The following is a 15,962-nucleotide window of genomic DNA, read 5'->3' as shown; positions in this document are numbered from 1 at the left end:
GAATGTTACGCATTGTGGTGAAGCGTTTTATTATTTATGGCGGGATATTTTCCGCCATCAATTTTTCTGCCTGGAGCGCCGAATATACGCCTTCCTGGTCCCAGCGCCAGCAACAATCTGCAGCATGTTTTATGACCGGCGATGAAACCTGCATGACGTTTATTGATGATGCGGTGAGGCTGGCCTCGCGGCAATATGGCAAACGCTCAATACAGCTTGTTCGTAGCCTGCTATTACAAAGCGATATTTATCAATGGCTGGGTAAACCTGAATTAACGCCGCAAATGCTGCTGCGAGCGCGGGCAATCATGAAAACATTTCCGGCGGGCACTTATCCGGGCGATCGGGCCGATATGTTTGAACACCTTGCGGCCTTTAATGTTTACAGTGACGATCGCCATATAGAGTATTCATCTACAGAGCAATGGCGATACGAGATCAAGGTTGATTACCGTCAGCGGATAGCCTGGCAAGAGCAGGCATTAACGTGGCGTCTTAAAGACAAAAAGGCATCGACGGAGGCATTGGTTTATACCTTAAACAGGATGCGCGACGCTTATTCTGAGGCGCTGGAAGAGTGGGATGTCGAATGTGATAGTGCGCGTAAAGCCTATTATTTGGCGAAGATAGACGCAACGGAGCGGCAGTGGCTGGGCGTTATTTTACGAGATAAAACCGGGGATAATCGTGAGCGCTACGCCTCTTTTTTGCGACAAAAGGCCCGTATTAATGATAACGAAGGACATAGTGCCGAGGCTATAAATACACTGAACCAGTCGCTAAAAATTGGGCAAACGCTTTATGGAGCAGAAATTAGCGACGCGTCAGTAAGTGACCTCAACAATCTCGGCAACTATTATGCGCGCAACCATTGTTATCAGGAAGCAGCTAACCTCTATCTTAAACTGCTCACTTATTACCAGAGCCGTTTAGGGCAAATATCGCCGACAATAGCGTGGTTACGTGCTTATTTGCCTGAAAATATCGTTGCTGCTGGTGTGGATAATGCTTCTTTACACATACCATTTCTGGAAGTATATAATGACCTGCAGTCTGATTTATCAATGGTATCGTATAACCTGGCGCTTTTATATCAAGATACTCACCAGCTTGATCAGGCGAAAGTATTTGCTGAACGCGCCTATGAGCTTAATGTCGCTATTGGCCCTGAACGAATACAGTATGAACAGTTACAGCAACTGGCTGATATTGCCGAAGGCCGTGGCGATAACGCGCAGGCGCGGCGCTATCGGCAAATGTCATTTCGCTATCGCTCTGCTGACACACTTTACCCAAGCGATCCGCAATATAACGATTTCGCCAAACCTGGCGGCGATCGTTGTGGATAGTTTGCGTCAGCCCGGCGGTCGCCGGGCATTGCGATGTTCTTATCCTTCGAAGAACCAGTACCCGCTATTCACCAGCGCCGCCAGCATCGCGAGGAAGGACGGGTCTTCCAGCGCATCGCCGAAGTTTTCAGCGGTCAGTGCAATATGACTGGCGAGCGCCTCCAGAGCGGGGCGATGCGGAGAGTCTATTTTTTCGCCATTCGCATAGACCTCATCGCCGATACGCAATACGCGAAGCCCGCCGAGACGTACTAATACCTCGCCTTGCTTTAAGGCATCGTAAATCTCATCAGGCTGATACGGCGGCTCCGGCGGCGCAATATCCAGTTCGTGGCGTGACTGAGAGAGAAACTCGCCAAGCCACTGTTGGAAATGCGCGGGTTGATTGATCAAATCGAGCATCATATTACGCAGTTTATCCATCTCCTGCGGCAGGATATCCGCCGGATGCTTGCGGGACGGCATATCCGGATCGCTGTAGTATGTATTGCCCAACTCCCGTTGCAGGACGTAATCGGCAAAACCGCTGATCAGCTCACGGCTATTGGGCGCGCGAAAACCGACCGAATAGTTCATGGCGTTTTCCAGCGCATAGCCTTCATGCGGGAATCCTGGCGGAATATACAGAATGTCGCCCGGCTCCAGCTCTTCATCAATAATGGCCTCGAACGGATCGACTTGTAACAGGTCGGGATGCGGGCAGTGCTGACGCATTTGCAGCTTTTCGCCCACGCGCCAGCGACGGCGACCGGTTCCCTGGATAATAAACACATCATACTGATCCAGATGCGGGCCAACGCCGCCGCCGGGGACGGAAAAGGAGATCATCAGATCGTCGATACGCCAGTCCGGCAGAGCGCGGAACGGGCGCATCAAGGCGGCGGTGGGTTCATGCCAGTGGTTTACCGCCTGTACCAGCAGCGACCAGTTGCTCTCACCCAGATGATCGTAGCTTTCGAAAGGGCCATGGCTGACCTGCCATTTGCCATCCTGATGGCTAACGAGACGACTGTCGATTTCGCTTTCCATCGCCAGCCCCGCCAGCTCATCCGGCGAGAGCGGATCGATAAAGTTAGTAAACCCACGTTTTAAGACCACCGGGCGTTTTTGCCAGTGGCGTTCAAGAAAGTCGGGCCAGTTAAGAGTTAATTGGTATTCCATGTTAAGTATCCGCAGGCTGGTATCTGACACCGATTATAACGGATGCTTAACGAGATGCGTGGAAGAACGCACAGAAATGTTTATTCCTCTTTCTGAGTGGGATGCTGTCGGCCAAAAACGACCTCCATACGGGCACCGCCGAGCAGACTGTCGCTGGCAATGATCTGCCCGGCGTATTGTTCCGTAATCTCGCGCGCGACAGCCAGCCCCACGCCTTGTCCTGGTCGTAGGGTATCGGCGCGCTGACCGCGATCAAACACCAGGGAACGTTTGCTGTGGGGAATGCCTGGGCCGTCATCTTCGACGAAAATATGCAAATGATCGTCGGTCTGGCGAGCCGAAATCTCGACAAACTCCAGGCAATATTTACAAGCGTTGTCCAGTACGTTGCCCATCACTTCGACAAAGTCGTTTTGCTCGCCAACAAAACTGATCTCTGGTGAAATATCCATACTGATATTCACCCCTTTACGCTGATAAACTTTATTGAGCGCGGAGATCAGGTTATCTAACAACGGCGCGACGGGATGCAGTTCGCGGCTTAACAATACGCCGCTACCGCGCATACTGGCGCGATGCAGATAATAGCCGATCTGCTGGGAAATCCGGCTGATCTGTTCCAGCATCACCGGTTCAGCTTTGCTGACGCTCATCTTTTCGTTGCGTAAAGAGCGTAACGTACTCTGCAAAACCGCGAGCGGCGTTTTTAAACTGTGCGTCAGGTCGGTCAGGGTCGTGCGGTATTTGTTATAACGTTCACGCTCGCTTTTGAGCAGTTGATTAAGGTTGCGCACAAGGCTGGTCAGCTCACGCGTCGTCTCCGGATTGAGCATTTCGCGGTGATGATCTTCAAGCTCGCGGACTTCCCGCGCCAGCGCCTCGATAGGGCGTAAGCTCCACCAGGCGGCGATCCACAGTAAAGGAATGACTAACAGTAAATTGGCGGCCAGCACGTATACGAACCAGCTCCACACCATATAGGAGCGTTTTAGTTCTATCGGAATGGTATCGACCACCACGATGGTTAACTGCGGCATCCGCGCCGTGGCAGGATAAATATTTACCGCTACCGAGTGGGTCATCTCGGCATCATCGTCATCTTCACGTACTTCTTTGAGTTTTTCCTGCGCGGAATGGTCTTCGCTCAACAGCGTGCTGGTGGCGTCTACGTTGGTTTCAATTTCATGGAAGCCGTTCGTTTTTAACCATTCCGGTTGAATGCTTTTAATCAACCAGGGGATGTTGCGCTGCGTCCATAATAATTTGCCCGTTTCATCGTAAATCAGGGTCATGGTCGGACTTTGCATGTCCAGATTTTCAGGCAACTCAACGCTGATTTTATTATTTTCCCATTTGGCGAGGGTATAAAACAGGTTGCTTTCGCCGCGCAGCAGACGAAAGGTGGTTTTATCAAAACTTACGCTATAGCCGACCAGCGCCACTATGCCATATGCCAGAGAAAGCACCAGCACGACGCCGGCTGTCGCCAGCAAAAAACGAACCCGCAGCGACAGCGGCAGAAAATGGCGAGCAAATTTATTCATTAGCGCAATTCAAAAAGATATCCTTGTCCGCGTACGGTGGTAATGACATCGTGCGGATACTGGGCCTGTATTTTTTTCCGCAGACGCCCCATGAGAACATCAATGGTATGACTTTCCCGCAGTTCCGCATCCGGATACAGTTGAAGCATCAGCGAATCTTTGCTGACCACTTTACCGTTGTTACGGATAAGCGTTTCCATAATGGTGTATTCGAACGCCGTGAGTTTGATGACCTCTTCATTGACGGATAATTCCCGACGTGAGAGATCCACCTGGAAAGGCGGGATGTTGATCACCTGGGAGGCCAGACCGCTATTACGGCGCATTAACGCCTGCATACGAGCCATTACCTCTTCGATGTGGAATGGCTTCGTTACGTAGTCATCGGCCCCGGAGCTGAGAACCTCGACTTTATCCTGCCAGCCTTCGCGCGCGGTTAACACCAGAACCGGCAGTGAAACATCACTGCTGCGCCAGCGGCGTATCAAGGAAAGGCCGTCTTCATCCGGCAGACCTAAATCGACAATAGCGATATCCGGAAGGTGTTCATTAAGGTAGTAATCAGCTTCCCTGGCATCTTCTGCGGCATCGACCTGGTGACCTGAATCCTGGAGCTGGACCTTCAGGTGGTGGCGTAATAATGCATTATCCTCTACAACCAGTACGCGCATCATCTCTTCTCCCTTGTGTTAACAATAAGAACAGTCTAGCGTTGATTATGGTGCTTTGGGGATAAACAGTTAATAAACCAGACAAATAGTCACCCTCTTTCTGAAGAAAAGAGGGTGAGGCAGACATTATTTAAGTTCGTCGACCAGAGTCACAGCGCGACCGATATAATTTGCCGGCGTCATGGCTTTAAGGCGCGTTTTTTCTGCTTCCGGCAGGGCCAGACTATCAATAAACTGTTTCATTCCTTCGGCATCAACACGCTTGCCACGGGTCAACTCTTTCAGTTTTTCATATGGTTTTTCAATACCATAGCGGCGCATGACGGTCTGGATCGGTTCGGCTAATACTTCCCAGTTGTGATCCAGTTCGTCAAGCAGATGATCGCGGTTTACTTCCAGCTTGCTGACGCCCTTCAGGGTGGACTGATAAGCGATAAGCGCATAGCCGATGCCGACACCCAGGTTACGCAGGACGGTTGAGTCGGTCAGATCGCGCTGCCAGCGGGAAACCGGCAGTTTGTTTGCCAGATGGTGCAACACTGCATTAGACAGACCGAGGTTGCCTTCTGAGTTTTCAAAGTCAATGGGGTTAACTTTATGCGGCATAGTAGAAGAACCGATCTCCCCGGCGATGGTTTTCTGTTTGAAATGGTTCAACGCAATATAGCCCCAGACATCGCGATCGAAATCGATCAGGATGGTGTTAAAGCGCGCGATACAGTCAAACAGTTCCGCAATATAATCATGTGGTTCAATCTGGGTGGTGTAAGGGTTCCACTGGATGCCCAGCGAGGTGACGAACTCTTCGCTGAACTGATGCCAGTCAACTTCCGGATAGGCGGCGATATGCGCGTTATAGTTGCCTACGGCGCCGTTGATTTTACCGAGGATCTCCACCTGGTTGAGCTGGCGGAACTGACGCTCCATACGGTAAGCCACGTTAGCCATTTCTTTGCCCAGCGTAGACGGGGTGGCAGGTTGACCGTGGGTACGGGAGAGCAGAGGGATATCGCGATACTGTACGGACAGATCTTTCACTGCATCGATAAGCTTACGCCAGTATGGCAGGACTACTTCGTCGCGAGCGGTTTTCAACATCAGCGCGTGAGACAGGTTGTTGATGTCTTCTGACGTACACGCGAAGTGGATAAACTCGGAAACGGCATGCAGTTCCGGGATATCAGCCACTTTTTCTTTCAGGAAATACTCAACTGCCTTCACATCATGGTTAGTCGTACGCTCAATGGTTTTAATGCGCGCGGCATCTTCTTCATTGAAGTTTGCAACAAGCGTATCCAGGTAACCGTTTGCGTCGGCAGCAAAAGCAGGAACTTCCTTGATCGCTGCGTGCGCGGCTAATTTCTGCAGCCAACGTACTTCGACTTGTACACGAAATTTCAGCAAACCGTATTCGCTAAAAATTCCGCGCAGCGCGCTGACTTTATCGCCGTAGCGTCCATCGACAGGGGAAACGGCGGTCAGTGAGGATAATTCCATAGATCATAACTCCGGGGTTAAATGAGCAAGAATTTGTTTTGCCTGAGTCGTCAGGCGATGACGAGAAAACATAAGCTGTAGGCGACCACCGCCTACCTGATGCCAGAGCACGGCTGCACGGATGCCTGCCAGTAGCGAAGCGCGGACTTTGGCCTGAACCTGCGGACTTTGCAGAACGGCCGGGGAGCCCGTCACCTGAATGCGTGGGCCCAATGGGCTAATCACATCCACGTAGATGCCCGCCATGGCGCTCATTAACGTGTCTGACTGTAAATCAAAATGGTCAAGCTGGCGCTGCAGGCCGTTAATGCGATCGCCTAACGTATTCAATGCGCCTTTGGCGGATGACAGCTTGCGCTCCAGCACCATCAGGCTAAGCGTATAACGCGTCAGTTCGGCGTTAAGTCCTTGTCGGCTGCTGGCATTCAGCACGCCGAGCAGTGTTTCCAGACCAAGACGCAGGTTAGCTTCGCTGCCGCCGAACACACCCAGAGTAGAACTGGGATTCATATCAATGACACTGTTGAGTGAAACGTGCAACGCATCGGCATCACAGTGCCCCTGGTGCGCCAGTTGTTGCACCAGGCGTGCCGACTGGCAAATGCCAGACAGCGCGAGGGTGATGTCATAATAATTCTTTGCCACAATCACTGCTTCCTTGTATCAAATAAAATACACTTCATCTTTTAAGCCGCTTTGAGGCGACTTGAATGGTGTTGTGTATTGAATAATCAGACCGTCAGCGGCAGTCGCTGCTCGATAATGCCGCCGCCCAGGCAGACTTCGCCGCTGTAAAAGACAGCGGACTGGCCCGGCGTAACGGCGGCAACCGGCTCGTCAAAAATGACCTCGATACGATCGTCATCCAGCGCGTTAATCGTGCACGGAATATCGGTCTGGCGGTAGCGGGTTTTTACCGTACAGCGCAGGGTGCCGGTGAACGGTTCGCGATCGACCCAATGTAGCTGCTGGGCGATGAGGCCTACCGACATCAGACGTGGGTGCTCATGCCCCTGGGCGACAATTAACACATTGTTTTCAACGTCTTTATCCACCACATACCAGGGGTCTTCGCTACCGTCTTTGGTGCCGCCGATTCCCAGCCCTTTACGCTGACCGAGCGTATGATACATCAGACCCTGATGCTCGCCGATTTCATCGCCGTCAACGGTAATGATTTTCCCCGGCTGCGCAGGCAGATAGCGCCCTAAAAAGTCGCGGAATTTGCGCTCGCCGATAAAGCAGATACCGGTAGAATCTTTTTTCTTTGCGGTTACCAGCCCCAGATCTTCGGCGATTTTACGCACCTGCGGTTTTTCCAGCTCGCCAACCGGGAACAGACTTTGCGCAATCTGCTCATGGCCAAGCGTATAGAGGAAGTAGCTCTGGTCTTTGTTACCGTCGAGCCCGCGCAACAACCGGCTTTTGCCGTTTACATCCGCGCGGCGAACGTAGTGACCGGTGGCGATATAGTCGGCGCCTAAATCTTCTGCGGCAAATTCAAGGAAGGCTTTAAATTTGATCTCTTTATTGCACAGAATATCCGGGTTCGGCGTACGGCCCGCTTTGTACTCTTCAAGGAACAGTTCAAAGACGTTATCCCAATATTCTGCGGCAAAATTGACGGTATGCAGTTCAATGCCAAGCTTGTCGCACACGGCCTGCGCGTCAGCCAGATCGGCTGCCGCGGTACAGTATTCCTCACCATCGTCCTCTTCCCAGTTCTTCATGAACAGGCCTTCTACCTGATAACCCTGTTGTTGCAACAGCCAGGCGGAAACGGAGGAATCGACACCGCCGGACATGCCGACGATCACTTTTTTTGGGCTTTCTGACATTGGAATACTCGCGACATTGAACTTCAAGGCGGCGTATTCTACCACGCAGCCCTTTACTTGACACCCTCTGTAAACGGCCAGTTAAATTCGCCCACTATAGATAAGGGGTAACGTTGTCCCGTTTGATAACTGCGAATGCTTTCAGCCACCAGCGGAGAACGTAAATTCGGCGCGTTCAGAATCTCGTCGGCGCTCACCCAACGGCAGCAATCGATGTCATTGTCATGGGGTTCGGTCGCGCAAATATGATCAAGCTTGATAGCGAATAAAAAGCGCAGGAACGGGGTTTTATCCGGCGCAATCCACTGATGCATACGGATAAAATACTGTGGTTGCGCCGTGATGCCAGTCTCTTCCCACAGTTCACGCGCGGCGGCCTGCGCCAGCGTTTCATCTGCCTCCAGGTGTCCGGCAGGTTGATTCCATAACGATTTACCGTTGATGGTCTCTTCCACCACCAGAAATTTATCTTCGGCATGTACGATGCAGGCAACGGTCACGTGCGGCTTGAACATAGGCATCCTTATTAAAGCGGTTTATCAATGTGGTCATAGATCGCGTCAAGCTGTTTCAGACGCTCGTTATAAGCTTTTGTCAGGCAGGTGACGTCGGCCTTGCACTGCTGACGCTGTTTAAGCCAGCTCTGCTGGGCGTCCTGCAGGGCGCCGCGACTGCCCATCGCGAACAACCCTTTCAGAAACTGATATTTGGTGTGCATTTCCACGTCTTTATCATTCAGCGTCAGGTGCGCGCAGATAGCCTTTTCATCCGCAGCCTGCGCTTTCTGGCAGTCGAAGCTGGCCGCATTAACGGATAACGGTGTTAATAAAGCAAAAGCAATGAGAAGCCGTTTCATCTGTCTTTCTCCTGTGCGATCTCGCGCCACTGTCCATTATCGAGGCCGTTGAGCGTGTAGTCGCCCATGCTGTAACGAATTAATCGTAGAGTGGGATGACCGACATGCGCAGTCATGCGTCTTACCTGGCGGTTGCGGCCTTCATATAAGGTAACTTTTAGCCAACTGGTGGGAATATTCTTCCGCTCGCGAATCGGCGGGGTGCGCGGCCACAGCCAGTCAGGTTCCGCGACAATCTCAATACCGGCGGGCAGGGTAGGGCCATCGTTGAGCGTGACGCCAGTACGAAGCGCCTGCAGCGCTTCATTATCCGGGATGCCTTCTACCTGAACATAGTAAATCTTGCCGGTGCGCTTGCCCGGTTGCGTGAGGCGCGCCTGCAGCGCGCCGTCATTAGTCAGCACCAAAAGCCCTTCGCTGTCGCGGTCCAGGCGGCCTGCGGCATAAACGCCTTGCACAGGAATAAAATCTTTTAACGTGCGGCGACCTGCTTCATCCGTGAACTGCGGCAACACATCGTAAGGTTTATTGAACAAAACCACGCGTTTTGGCTGGTTTTCTTTCCGTGATTTAGATGCTTGTCGTGAGCTGAATCGCTTAACGTAGTGATTTCTAAAAGAAGTTTTTTGCATGGTGTTTTCAGAACTTATTAATTGCCGCATTATAGCGCAATAATGAGTGTCTTTCATGGCGGCAAACAATAGGGTAGTATTGACATGCTCATTACAAAACATTAACAAAAAATTGCTCTAACGCAGTCGTGCAGCAGGACGCCATTGCACATGCAGCGCGATGACAGACGAGCAAACCAGAAGCGCTCGAAGGAGAGGTGAATGGAAAGCAAAGTAGTTGTTCCGGTGGAAGGTAAGAAGATCACCCTGCAAAACGGCAAACTCAACGTTCCTGAGAATCCGATTATCCCGTTTATTGAAGGCGATGGTATCGGTGTTGATGTTACTCCAGCCATGCTTAAAGTGGTCGATGCCGCCGTCGAGAAAGCCTATAAAGGCGAGCGTAAAATTTCCTGGATGGAAATTTACACCGGAGAAAAATCCACACAGGTTTACGGCCAGGATGTCTGGCTTCCCGCTGAAACCCTTGATTTAATTCGTGATTACCGCGTAGCGATTAAAGGTCCGTTGACCACGCCGGTTGGCGGCGGTATCCGCTCTCTGAACGTTGCCCTGCGTCAGGAGCTTGACCTGTACGTTTGTCTGCGTCCCGTTCGTTACTATCAGGGCACGCCAAGTCCGGTGAAACATCCGGAGCTGACCGATATGGTCATCTTCCGTGAAAACTCTGAAGACATCTACGCCGGAATTGAATGGAAAGCTGACTCTGCAGACGCTGAGAAAGTGATCAAGTTCCTGCGCGAAGAGATGGGCGTGAAGAAAATTCGCTTCCCGGAGCACTGCGGTATCGGTATCAAACCGTGTTCTGAAGAAGGCACTAAACGTCTGGTTCGCGCGGCGATTGAATACGCTATTACCAACGATCGCGATTCCGTTACGCTGGTACATAAAGGCAATATCATGAAGTTCACCGAAGGCGCGTTTAAAGACTGGGGCTACCAGTTGGCGCGCGACGAGTTCGGCGGTGAGCTTATTGACGGCGGTCCGTGGCTGAAAATTAAGAACCCGAACACGGGTAAAGAGATCGTGGTTAAAGACGTTATCGCCGATGCGTTCCTGCAACAGATCCTGTTGCGTCCGGCGGAATACGACGTTATCGCCTGTATGAACCTGAACGGTGACTATATTTCCGATGCCCTGGCGGCTCAGGTTGGCGGTATCGGTATTGCACCGGGTGCGAATATCGGCGACGAATGCGCGTTGTTTGAAGCGACTCACGGGACTGCGCCGAAATATGCGGGCCAGGATAAAGTCAACCCAGGCTCCATTATTCTGTCTGCGGAGATGATGCTGCGTCACATGCAGTGGTTCGAAGCGGCGGATCTGATTGTTAAAGGTATGGAAGGCGCGATTGCCGCGAAGACCGTGACCTATGACTTTGAACGCCTGATGGAAGGCGCTAAACTGCTGAAATGTAGTGAGTTTGGCGACGCGATTATCGCAAATATGTAATAACGATAATTGTTAAAAACAAAAACGGGGACTTAACGTCCCCGTTTTTATTATTAGCATTCGAACGGTTATCAAAATTTTATCAAAAAAATTTATCAAAACTCCCTCAATTCTGACCGCAATAGTAATCCATCCTTTACGCCGATCGTCATGATAACCTGAGACCCCCTGAAAGCTGATAGTTACCGATTTTGATTGTGGTGGTTTTCTTTATGATGTGTGGTTTGGCTATTTTTTGAAAGTGCCTTACCAGATTTATTGTTATTATCAGGGGATTATTTCAATAAAAGGTGATGATTTATTGCCTGCAATAGTGGGTAGATTAAGCATTTTATGAAATTATTAGTGTCTTTATTTGCACTTCTATAAGGCTGTTAAGAGGTGTTGAAATATCAGCCTGGTAAAGAATACGTCAGCGAAAGTGAATGCTATATTAGTCATAAAAATTCAGGAGACATATGCTCAAACCTATCTTCTACAGTGGAAGTGTGAAGGTTCCGGAATATCTGGAAACAGATAAGGAAAAAAATGTCGGACGTACTCCTCTGTCTTCAGACATTCAGCAAATTAAAAATTTTGTTGAAGATGTTCCGCCATTTCCAGAAAGCAGAGCGGCGAGAGGTTCTGTAAGCGCAGCGTACAGGCTTTCTTTTGACGAAGTGTTTTGCGGTCTCAGCAATGAAGAGCGTAAAAAGGTGTATGGTCGCCTTTTTGGAAAACAAGTACTTGCGCATATTCATTCCAGGTGTCAGCGCGACGCTGACATAATAAGAGAAAAAGCGCTCAGGCGGATAAGCCGTGAGTGTGGTGCCGAAATAGATTGCGCTCTCTTGCTAAATAAGATGGTGGATGTTTTACAAAATGCCCGGCTGACAATAAATTTTAATGCAGCCAAAATTGACTTTGTCTCTCTCTTAAAAAATAAAGAATATCTGAACTCTTATGCATTAGGTTGCAGACCAGGAGATTTACCTGCTTATAATGTCGGGCGTGATTCAGTTGAAACTAAAGCATTTGAACTGGAGAAGCTTGCAGATTCACCTTATGCCCCATATGGTCAGACAGGCGGTTTTTCCGTAGCATATACTCCCAACAGTAAAACTTTTAGCCCTACAAGCAGACCAATTTATGCTGCACTGGACTTTCTGAACGGTGAAAATGGAGGTGCCAGCGCCTATGGGAAATCATTTTTTGAATTAAATGATAATGTAAAAACAAATTGTACATTCTCACCTTTTGATATCTACGGCCACAGATTTGGCCTGGATACTAGTAAATTATCTACATTTTGCCATATGGAGAACCTGATTGCATCCTGTCAAAATGATTTTTTTGGTTATAATTGCTTTAAGAGTTTGGTTAAAATGGCTAAGGGCGAAAAATTTTTAGCTCATTCTAATTATGGTAAAGGCTATGAAGGGAATTATATAGAGGCTCATATTCATGGTGATGTATGCTTATTTAGAGATATAAAACATGTTTATTTGTCTTTGCAAGAAAATTCTTACTCGAAAAGTCAACTATATGATTATGCAAAACAAATAAACCAGGCGCTTAATAGAGACTGCATAATATTATATTGACAAGCTTATTATCAGTCTCTTTAAAAGAGCTTTAAATGATCATGAGCACATACTTCTTGAGGTAGGCAGTAACTGCTATCTGTTTATATTTATTAGCTTAGGATCAATCTGGCAGATACCTGATGGCGCTCCAGTATGGCCTGGCAAAATGGAGGAATATGGACCAGCAGAAGCGTCTGCTGGCTATCGATATTCCTGCTCATCAGGTTTTTACGCCATCTACGCACATTTATTCTGCTATAAGTTGAAATACTGCAAAAAATATTAAGGCTTATTATTTTTTCTTTAAGTAAATTTTCGTTCAACAAACTTGGATGCGGGAATGTTTGAAATATCATTGCCTTATACTAGATCTCAGCGACCTACAGCTCACAATTTTATTAGATCATCTTCCTGAACATATTACTTTTCTGGCGGTTATCAACAATAGGCTGACTAAATTGCCTGACACTTTACCAGGAGGGTACAGATAGATTACACGGGTAGGATCACTACACTGGAAAAAGATTGCCAGTTAATAAGATGTCGTCCATGATTCAGTTGGATGATAATGATTTATTCCCCACTCTTTGATCCTATAATAGTGATCTGATAGTTATCCAGAACGTTCTTGCAAAGAGCGGACTTGTTAAATTATCGTCAATTTCTTAATGAGTTATGTCCTGCTTTGCTGAAAATGAAAACCAGTAGACAGACGACGGCGATCAATATGAGCCGGAAGTACCTGTGTTATTACCGTGGCAGGAATTCTGTAACTGATAAAACAGGTGTGCTTATTATCAGTGATGAAATTTTTTATATATGTATTAATTGCTATTCACAAGTAATTTGAGTGTTTGTTGTGGTTGGTAACATTGTGTTGAAGTAAATCATGATAGACTGGATTTAGATGTGATGAGATATAATAAATTTGTGCTTTGTTAATTATTTTAAATGTACAGGAGAGTAGCATGTATATAAATAAGTTTGTGCCTGTTTATACATTATTAATTCTCCTTTATTCTTTTAATGCCAGCGCTGAGTGGACAGGAGATAAAACGAACGCCTATTACTCAGACGAAGTTATCAGTGAAATACATGTTGGTCAGATAGATACTAGTCCTTATTTTTGCATAAAAACGGTTAAAGCTAACGGTAGTGGTACACCAGTTGTTGCATGTGCGGTATCAAAGCAGAGCATATGGGCACCCTCCTTTAAAGAACTTCTTGACCAGGCAAGATATTTTTATAGTACAGGGCAATCCGTAAGGATTCATGTTCAAAAAAATATCTGGACCTATCCGCTTTTTGTAAATACCTTTTCAGCAAATGCTCTTGTGGGACTATCATCGTGCAGTGCGACACAATGCTTTGGACCCAAGTAAGAGGGGGGAAGAAATAATGAAAAAGTTAATACTCTTAACCTTATCTATAGTTAGCTTTAATAACTATGCAGTAGATTTTGTGTATCGTGTGGACTCAACCCCGCCGGACGTTATTTTTCGCGATGGGTTTTCACTACTTGGGTATAACCGTAACTTTCAGCAATTTATCAGTGGAAGGTCATGTAGTGGTGGAAGTAGTGACAGTCGCTATATTGCAACAACCTCAAGTGTTAATCAAACATATGCTATAGCCAGGGCGTACTATTCTCGCTCAACATTCAAAGGTAATTTATACAGATATCAGATTCGTGCAGATAATAATTTCTACAGCTTGCTCCCATCCATCACCTATCTGGAAACGCAAGGTGGTCACTTTAATGCTTATGAAAAAACGATGATGCGATTGCAAAGAGAGTATGTTTCCACATTATCTATTTTACCCGAGAATATTCAAAAGGCCGTGGCGCTTGTTTATGATAGCGCAACAGGTCTGGTAAAGGATGGTGTAAGCACAATGAATTCCAGTTATTTAGGTTTAAGCACTACGTCTAATCCTGGCGTGATACCTTTTCTTCCGGAACCGCAGACGTATACCCAACAACGAATTGATGCATTCGGCCCATTAATAAGTTCATGCTTTTCAATAGGTAGCGTATGTCAATCACATCGAGGGCAAAGAGCTGACGTATACAACATGTCTTTTTATGATGCAAGACCTGTAATAGAACTTATACTTTCTAAATAAATGAAACTTACCTATGTTGCCTATTAAATTAAACAGACCGTTTATTAGTGGCCTGGTTAATATTGTTTATTAAGTTGGCTATCCACTTAAATATAAATGTTTATATACTTCAATAAGTTTTTATCAGATTCATTGCATTATCAATCATGGCATTCAGGTACGTATTTTATTAATATTAGAAGGAGTCATTATGACTAAAGATGAAATCTTTGCAGCTATCCTTAGTAGAGAAGGCGGTTATGTTGATCACCCTGACGACAGGGGGGGACCAACGCATTGGGGTATAACCCTGACGACGGCCCGGGCTAATGGCTATATGGGGGATATGCGGAATCTTACCCGTAATCAAGCATTAAAAATCCTTGAGGCAGATTATTGGTATGGTCCACGACTTGATCAGGTTGCCATTATCTCTCATTCTATCGCAGCTGAGCTTTGTGATACTGGTGTGAACATGGGACCCTCAATCCCGATTAAGTACTTCCAGCGTTGGCTTAATGTTTTTAATGATCAGCAAAAAATTTATCCGGATTTGATAGCAGATGGTCAGATTGGGCCACGGACGCTTTCGGCACTAACATTTTTTCTCTCTCACCGGAGAGATGAGGGCGAAATGATACTTATCCGGGCATTGAATTGTAGTCAGGGACAACGCTATCTGGAGTTAGCAGAAAAGCGCCAGGCGAATGAGTCATTTGTTTATGGATGGATAAAGGAACGGGTAAGGTTGTAATTCCCTTACTTACCACTATGGCGGTTTGTGATGATAGCATATAATGATATATTCACACAGAGAACTGGTGAAAGCCACTAAGTCTTATTATTACTATATTAAGGCGTCAGGTTTTTCTATAGTTCTTTGTGTGTTAAAAACGAGAAATTAATTATGTTGTATGGTATGAGAATGATAGTATTTCCAGCCAAATATTCTTACGGCTAAATACATTATTATCCTTTTCCATTTTGGCACGCCCAGAACTTTCATCCCATCCAGGAATATGAGATCGGACTCTTTTCTGTTACGTAATGGATAATGATACAGGTAGTCATGAATGATTGCCGCTTTGGCATATTCACCATCCGGTGGTAATAATGACCAGAAAATACGCGGAACAGTGGCAAGGTCGGTAACGAATCCTACCGGTACTTCAATAACATCATTTTTATCTTCACTGAGATAAAACCTGAATGGCTCATAAACACGCCATTTATAATGACCTAACATTTCCATAATTGCTGGACTGGTAAAACAACTCATAATTTTACCTTA

Annotated in this window: 16 protein-coding genes and 1 pseudogene; 6 read left to right on the top strand and 11 right to left on the bottom strand. The window is 47.4% G+C overall.

Going from position 1 to position 15,962, the window contains the following annotated elements; translation table 11 throughout:
* Positions 1–2: 2 nt before the first annotated feature.
* Complete coding sequence (locus NAZ64_RS03480) at positions 3–1,349, top strand: tetratricopeptide repeat protein (protein ID WP_483640873.1); 1,347 nt, start codon at positions 3–5, stop codon at positions 1,347–1,349.
* Positions 1,350–1,388: 39 nt separating this feature from the next.
* Here NAZ64_RS03480 and roxA read toward each other — a convergent pair whose 3' ends face one another.
* The 9 genes from roxA to rluE all read right to left on the bottom strand — a co-directional run bounded on the left by roxA (position 1,389) and on the right by rluE (position 9,578).
* Positions 1,389–2,510 carry a [50S ribosomal protein L16]-arginine 3-hydroxylase gene (roxA, locus tag NAZ64_RS03475; protein ID WP_000456527.1) on the bottom strand — a complete coding sequence of 374 codons (1,122 nt, stop codon included), beginning with the start codon at positions 2,508–2,510 and terminating at the stop codon, positions 1,389–1,391.
* An 80-nt stretch (positions 2,511–2,590) separates the two neighbouring features.
* A complete protein-coding gene (gene phoQ, locus NAZ64_RS03470; RefSeq protein ID WP_001031687.1) occupies positions 2,591–4,054 on the bottom strand; it encodes a two-component system sensor histidine kinase PhoQ in 1,464 nt (487 codons plus the stop codon).
* A complete protein-coding gene (gene phoP, locus NAZ64_RS03465; RefSeq protein WP_001537766.1) occupies positions 4,054–4,725 on the bottom strand; it encodes a two-component system response regulator PhoP in 672 nt (223 codons plus the stop codon). The genes phoQ and phoP overlap by 1 nt, the downstream gene beginning before the upstream one ends.
* 126 nt (positions 4,726–4,851) lie before the next feature.
* The gene (purB, locus tag NAZ64_RS03460; RefSeq protein WP_000423766.1) at positions 4,852–6,222 is read right to left on the bottom strand and encodes an adenylosuccinate lyase; all 1,371 of its coding nucleotides are present in this window, start codon (positions 6,220–6,222) and stop codon (positions 4,852–4,854) included.
* Positions 6,223–6,225: 3 nt separating this feature from the next.
* Entirely contained in the window at positions 6,226–6,867 is a 642-nt protein-coding gene (gene hflD / locus NAZ64_RS03455) for a high frequency lysogenization protein HflD (RefSeq protein WP_001519653.1), read from the bottom strand.
* An 86-nt stretch (positions 6,868–6,953) separates the two neighbouring features.
* Positions 6,954–8,060, bottom strand: a complete 1,107-nt coding sequence (gene mnmA / locus NAZ64_RS03450) for a tRNA 2-thiouridine(34) synthase MnmA (RefSeq protein ID WP_000004540.1) — start codon at positions 8,058–8,060, stop codon at positions 6,954–6,956.
* A 53-nt stretch (positions 8,061–8,113) separates the two neighbouring features.
* Complete coding sequence (locus NAZ64_RS03445) at positions 8,114–8,575, bottom strand: NUDIX hydrolase (protein ID WP_000476070.1); 462 nt, start codon at positions 8,573–8,575, stop codon at positions 8,114–8,116.
* 11 nt (positions 8,576–8,586) lie between these two features.
* The gene (locus NAZ64_RS03440) at positions 8,587–8,916 is read right to left on the bottom strand and encodes a lysozyme inhibitor LprI family protein (protein ID WP_000825956.1); all 330 of its coding nucleotides are present in this window, start codon (positions 8,914–8,916) and stop codon (positions 8,587–8,589) included.
* Positions 8,913–9,578, bottom strand: coding sequence for a 23S rRNA pseudouridine(2457) synthase RluE (gene rluE, locus NAZ64_RS03435; protein ID WP_001249415.1), 666 nt, complete (start codon positions 9,576–9,578; stop codon positions 8,913–8,915). Before rluE ends, NAZ64_RS03440 begins: the two co-directional genes overlap by 4 nt.
* A 171-nt stretch (positions 9,579–9,749) precedes the next feature.
* On the opposite strand from rluE, the gene icd reads away from it, so the two are divergent.
* Both icd and sopF read left to right on the top strand, forming a co-directional pair.
* On the top strand, positions 9,750–11,000 hold the full coding sequence (gene icd, locus NAZ64_RS03430) for an NADP-dependent isocitrate dehydrogenase (protein WP_000444508.1): 1,251 nt from the start codon (positions 9,750–9,752) through the stop codon (positions 10,998–11,000).
* A gap of 458 nt (positions 11,001–11,458) precedes the next feature.
* Positions 11,459–12,583 carry a type III secretion system effector SopF gene (sopF, locus tag NAZ64_RS03425; protein ID WP_220569256.1) on the top strand — a complete coding sequence of 375 codons (1,125 nt, stop codon included), beginning with the start codon at positions 11,459–11,461 and terminating at the stop codon, positions 12,581–12,583.
* A gap of 191 nt (positions 12,584–12,774) precedes the next feature.
* On the opposite strand, the pseudogene NAZ64_RS03420 reads toward sopF, so the two are convergent.
* A pseudogene (locus NAZ64_RS03420) lies at positions 12,775–12,921 on the bottom strand (hypothetical protein); the annotation flags it as partial.
* A 612-nt stretch (positions 12,922–13,533) separates the two neighbouring features.
* Between NAZ64_RS03420 and pltB the strand changes: the two are divergent.
* From pltB to NAZ64_RS03405, 3 genes are all read left to right on the top strand, one after another.
* Positions 13,534–13,947, top strand: coding sequence for a typhoid-like toxin S-CDT binding subunit PltB (pltB, locus tag NAZ64_RS03415; RefSeq protein ID WP_000275700.1), 414 nt, complete (start codon positions 13,534–13,536; stop codon positions 13,945–13,947).
* A 16-nt stretch (positions 13,948–13,963) separates the two neighbouring features.
* The gene (gene pltA, locus NAZ64_RS03410) at positions 13,964–14,692 is read left to right on the top strand and encodes a typhoid-like toxin S-CDT ADP-ribosylating subunit PltA (protein WP_000733630.1); all 729 of its coding nucleotides are present in this window, start codon (positions 13,964–13,966) and stop codon (positions 14,690–14,692) included.
* A gap of 190 nt (positions 14,693–14,882) precedes the next feature.
* Positions 14,883–15,425: a glycoside hydrolase family 108 protein gene (locus tag NAZ64_RS03405; RefSeq protein WP_000158843.1), complete on the top strand. Its 543-nt coding sequence runs from the start codon at positions 14,883–14,885 to the stop codon at positions 15,423–15,425.
* A 147-nt stretch (positions 15,426–15,572) separates the two neighbouring features.
* On the opposite strand, the gene NAZ64_RS03400 is transcribed toward NAZ64_RS03405, so the two are convergent.
* The gene (locus tag NAZ64_RS03400) at positions 15,573–15,950 is read right to left on the bottom strand and encodes a DUF1353 domain-containing protein (protein ID WP_001277616.1); all 378 of its coding nucleotides are present in this window, start codon (positions 15,948–15,950) and stop codon (positions 15,573–15,575) included.
* Between the last annotated feature and the right edge of the window lie 12 nt (positions 15,951–15,962).

This window comes from Salmonella sp. A1325 (assembly GCF_056991255.1).
This window is presented reverse-complemented; position numbering and strand designations above follow the sequence as displayed.

Excerpts from the sequence above, each read along its gene's own strand:
- purB (WP_000423766.1), bottom strand. The coding sequence starts at position 6,222 with ATGGAATTATCCTCACTGACCGCCGTTTCCCCTGTCGATGGACGCTAC.
- NAZ64_RS03445 (WP_000476070.1), bottom strand. The coding sequence starts at position 8,575 with ATGTTCAAGCCGCACGTGACCGTTGCCTGCATCGTACATGCCGAAGAT.
- NAZ64_RS03480 (WP_483640873.1), top strand. The coding sequence starts at position 3 with ATGTTACGCATTGTGGTGAAGCGTTTTATTATTTATGGCGGGATATTT.
- rluE (WP_001249415.1), bottom strand. The coding sequence starts at position 9,578 with ATGCGGCAATTAATAAGTTCTGAAAACACCATGCAAAAAACTTCTTTT.
- phoQ (WP_001031687.1), bottom strand. The coding sequence starts at position 4,054 with ATGAATAAATTTGCTCGCCATTTTCTGCCGCTGTCGCTGCGGGTTCGT.
- mnmA (WP_000004540.1), bottom strand. The coding sequence starts at position 8,060 with ATGTCAGAAAGCCCAAAAAAAGTGATCGTCGGCATGTCCGGCGGTGTC.
- NAZ64_RS03405 (WP_000158843.1), top strand. The coding sequence starts at position 14,883 with ATGACTAAAGATGAAATCTTTGCAGCTATCCTTAGTAGAGAAGGCGGT.
- pltA (WP_000733630.1), top strand. The coding sequence starts at position 13,964 with ATGAAAAAGTTAATACTCTTAACCTTATCTATAGTTAGCTTTAATAAC.
- NAZ64_RS03400 (WP_001277616.1), bottom strand. The coding sequence starts at position 15,950 with ATGAGTTGTTTTACCAGTCCAGCAATTATGGAAATGTTAGGTCATTAT.
- roxA (WP_000456527.1), bottom strand. The coding sequence starts at position 2,510 with ATGGAATACCAATTAACTCTTAACTGGCCCGACTTTCTTGAACGCCAC.
- pltB (WP_000275700.1), top strand. The coding sequence starts at position 13,534 with ATGTATATAAATAAGTTTGTGCCTGTTTATACATTATTAATTCTCCTT.
- sopF (WP_220569256.1), top strand. The coding sequence starts at position 11,459 with ATGCTCAAACCTATCTTCTACAGTGGAAGTGTGAAGGTTCCGGAATAT.
- NAZ64_RS03440 (WP_000825956.1), bottom strand. The coding sequence starts at position 8,916 with ATGAAACGGCTTCTCATTGCTTTTGCTTTATTAACACCGTTATCCGTT.
- icd (WP_000444508.1), top strand. The coding sequence starts at position 9,750 with ATGGAAAGCAAAGTAGTTGTTCCGGTGGAAGGTAAGAAGATCACCCTG.
- phoP (WP_001537766.1), bottom strand. The coding sequence starts at position 4,725 with ATGCGCGTACTGGTTGTAGAGGATAATGCATTATTACGCCACCACCTG.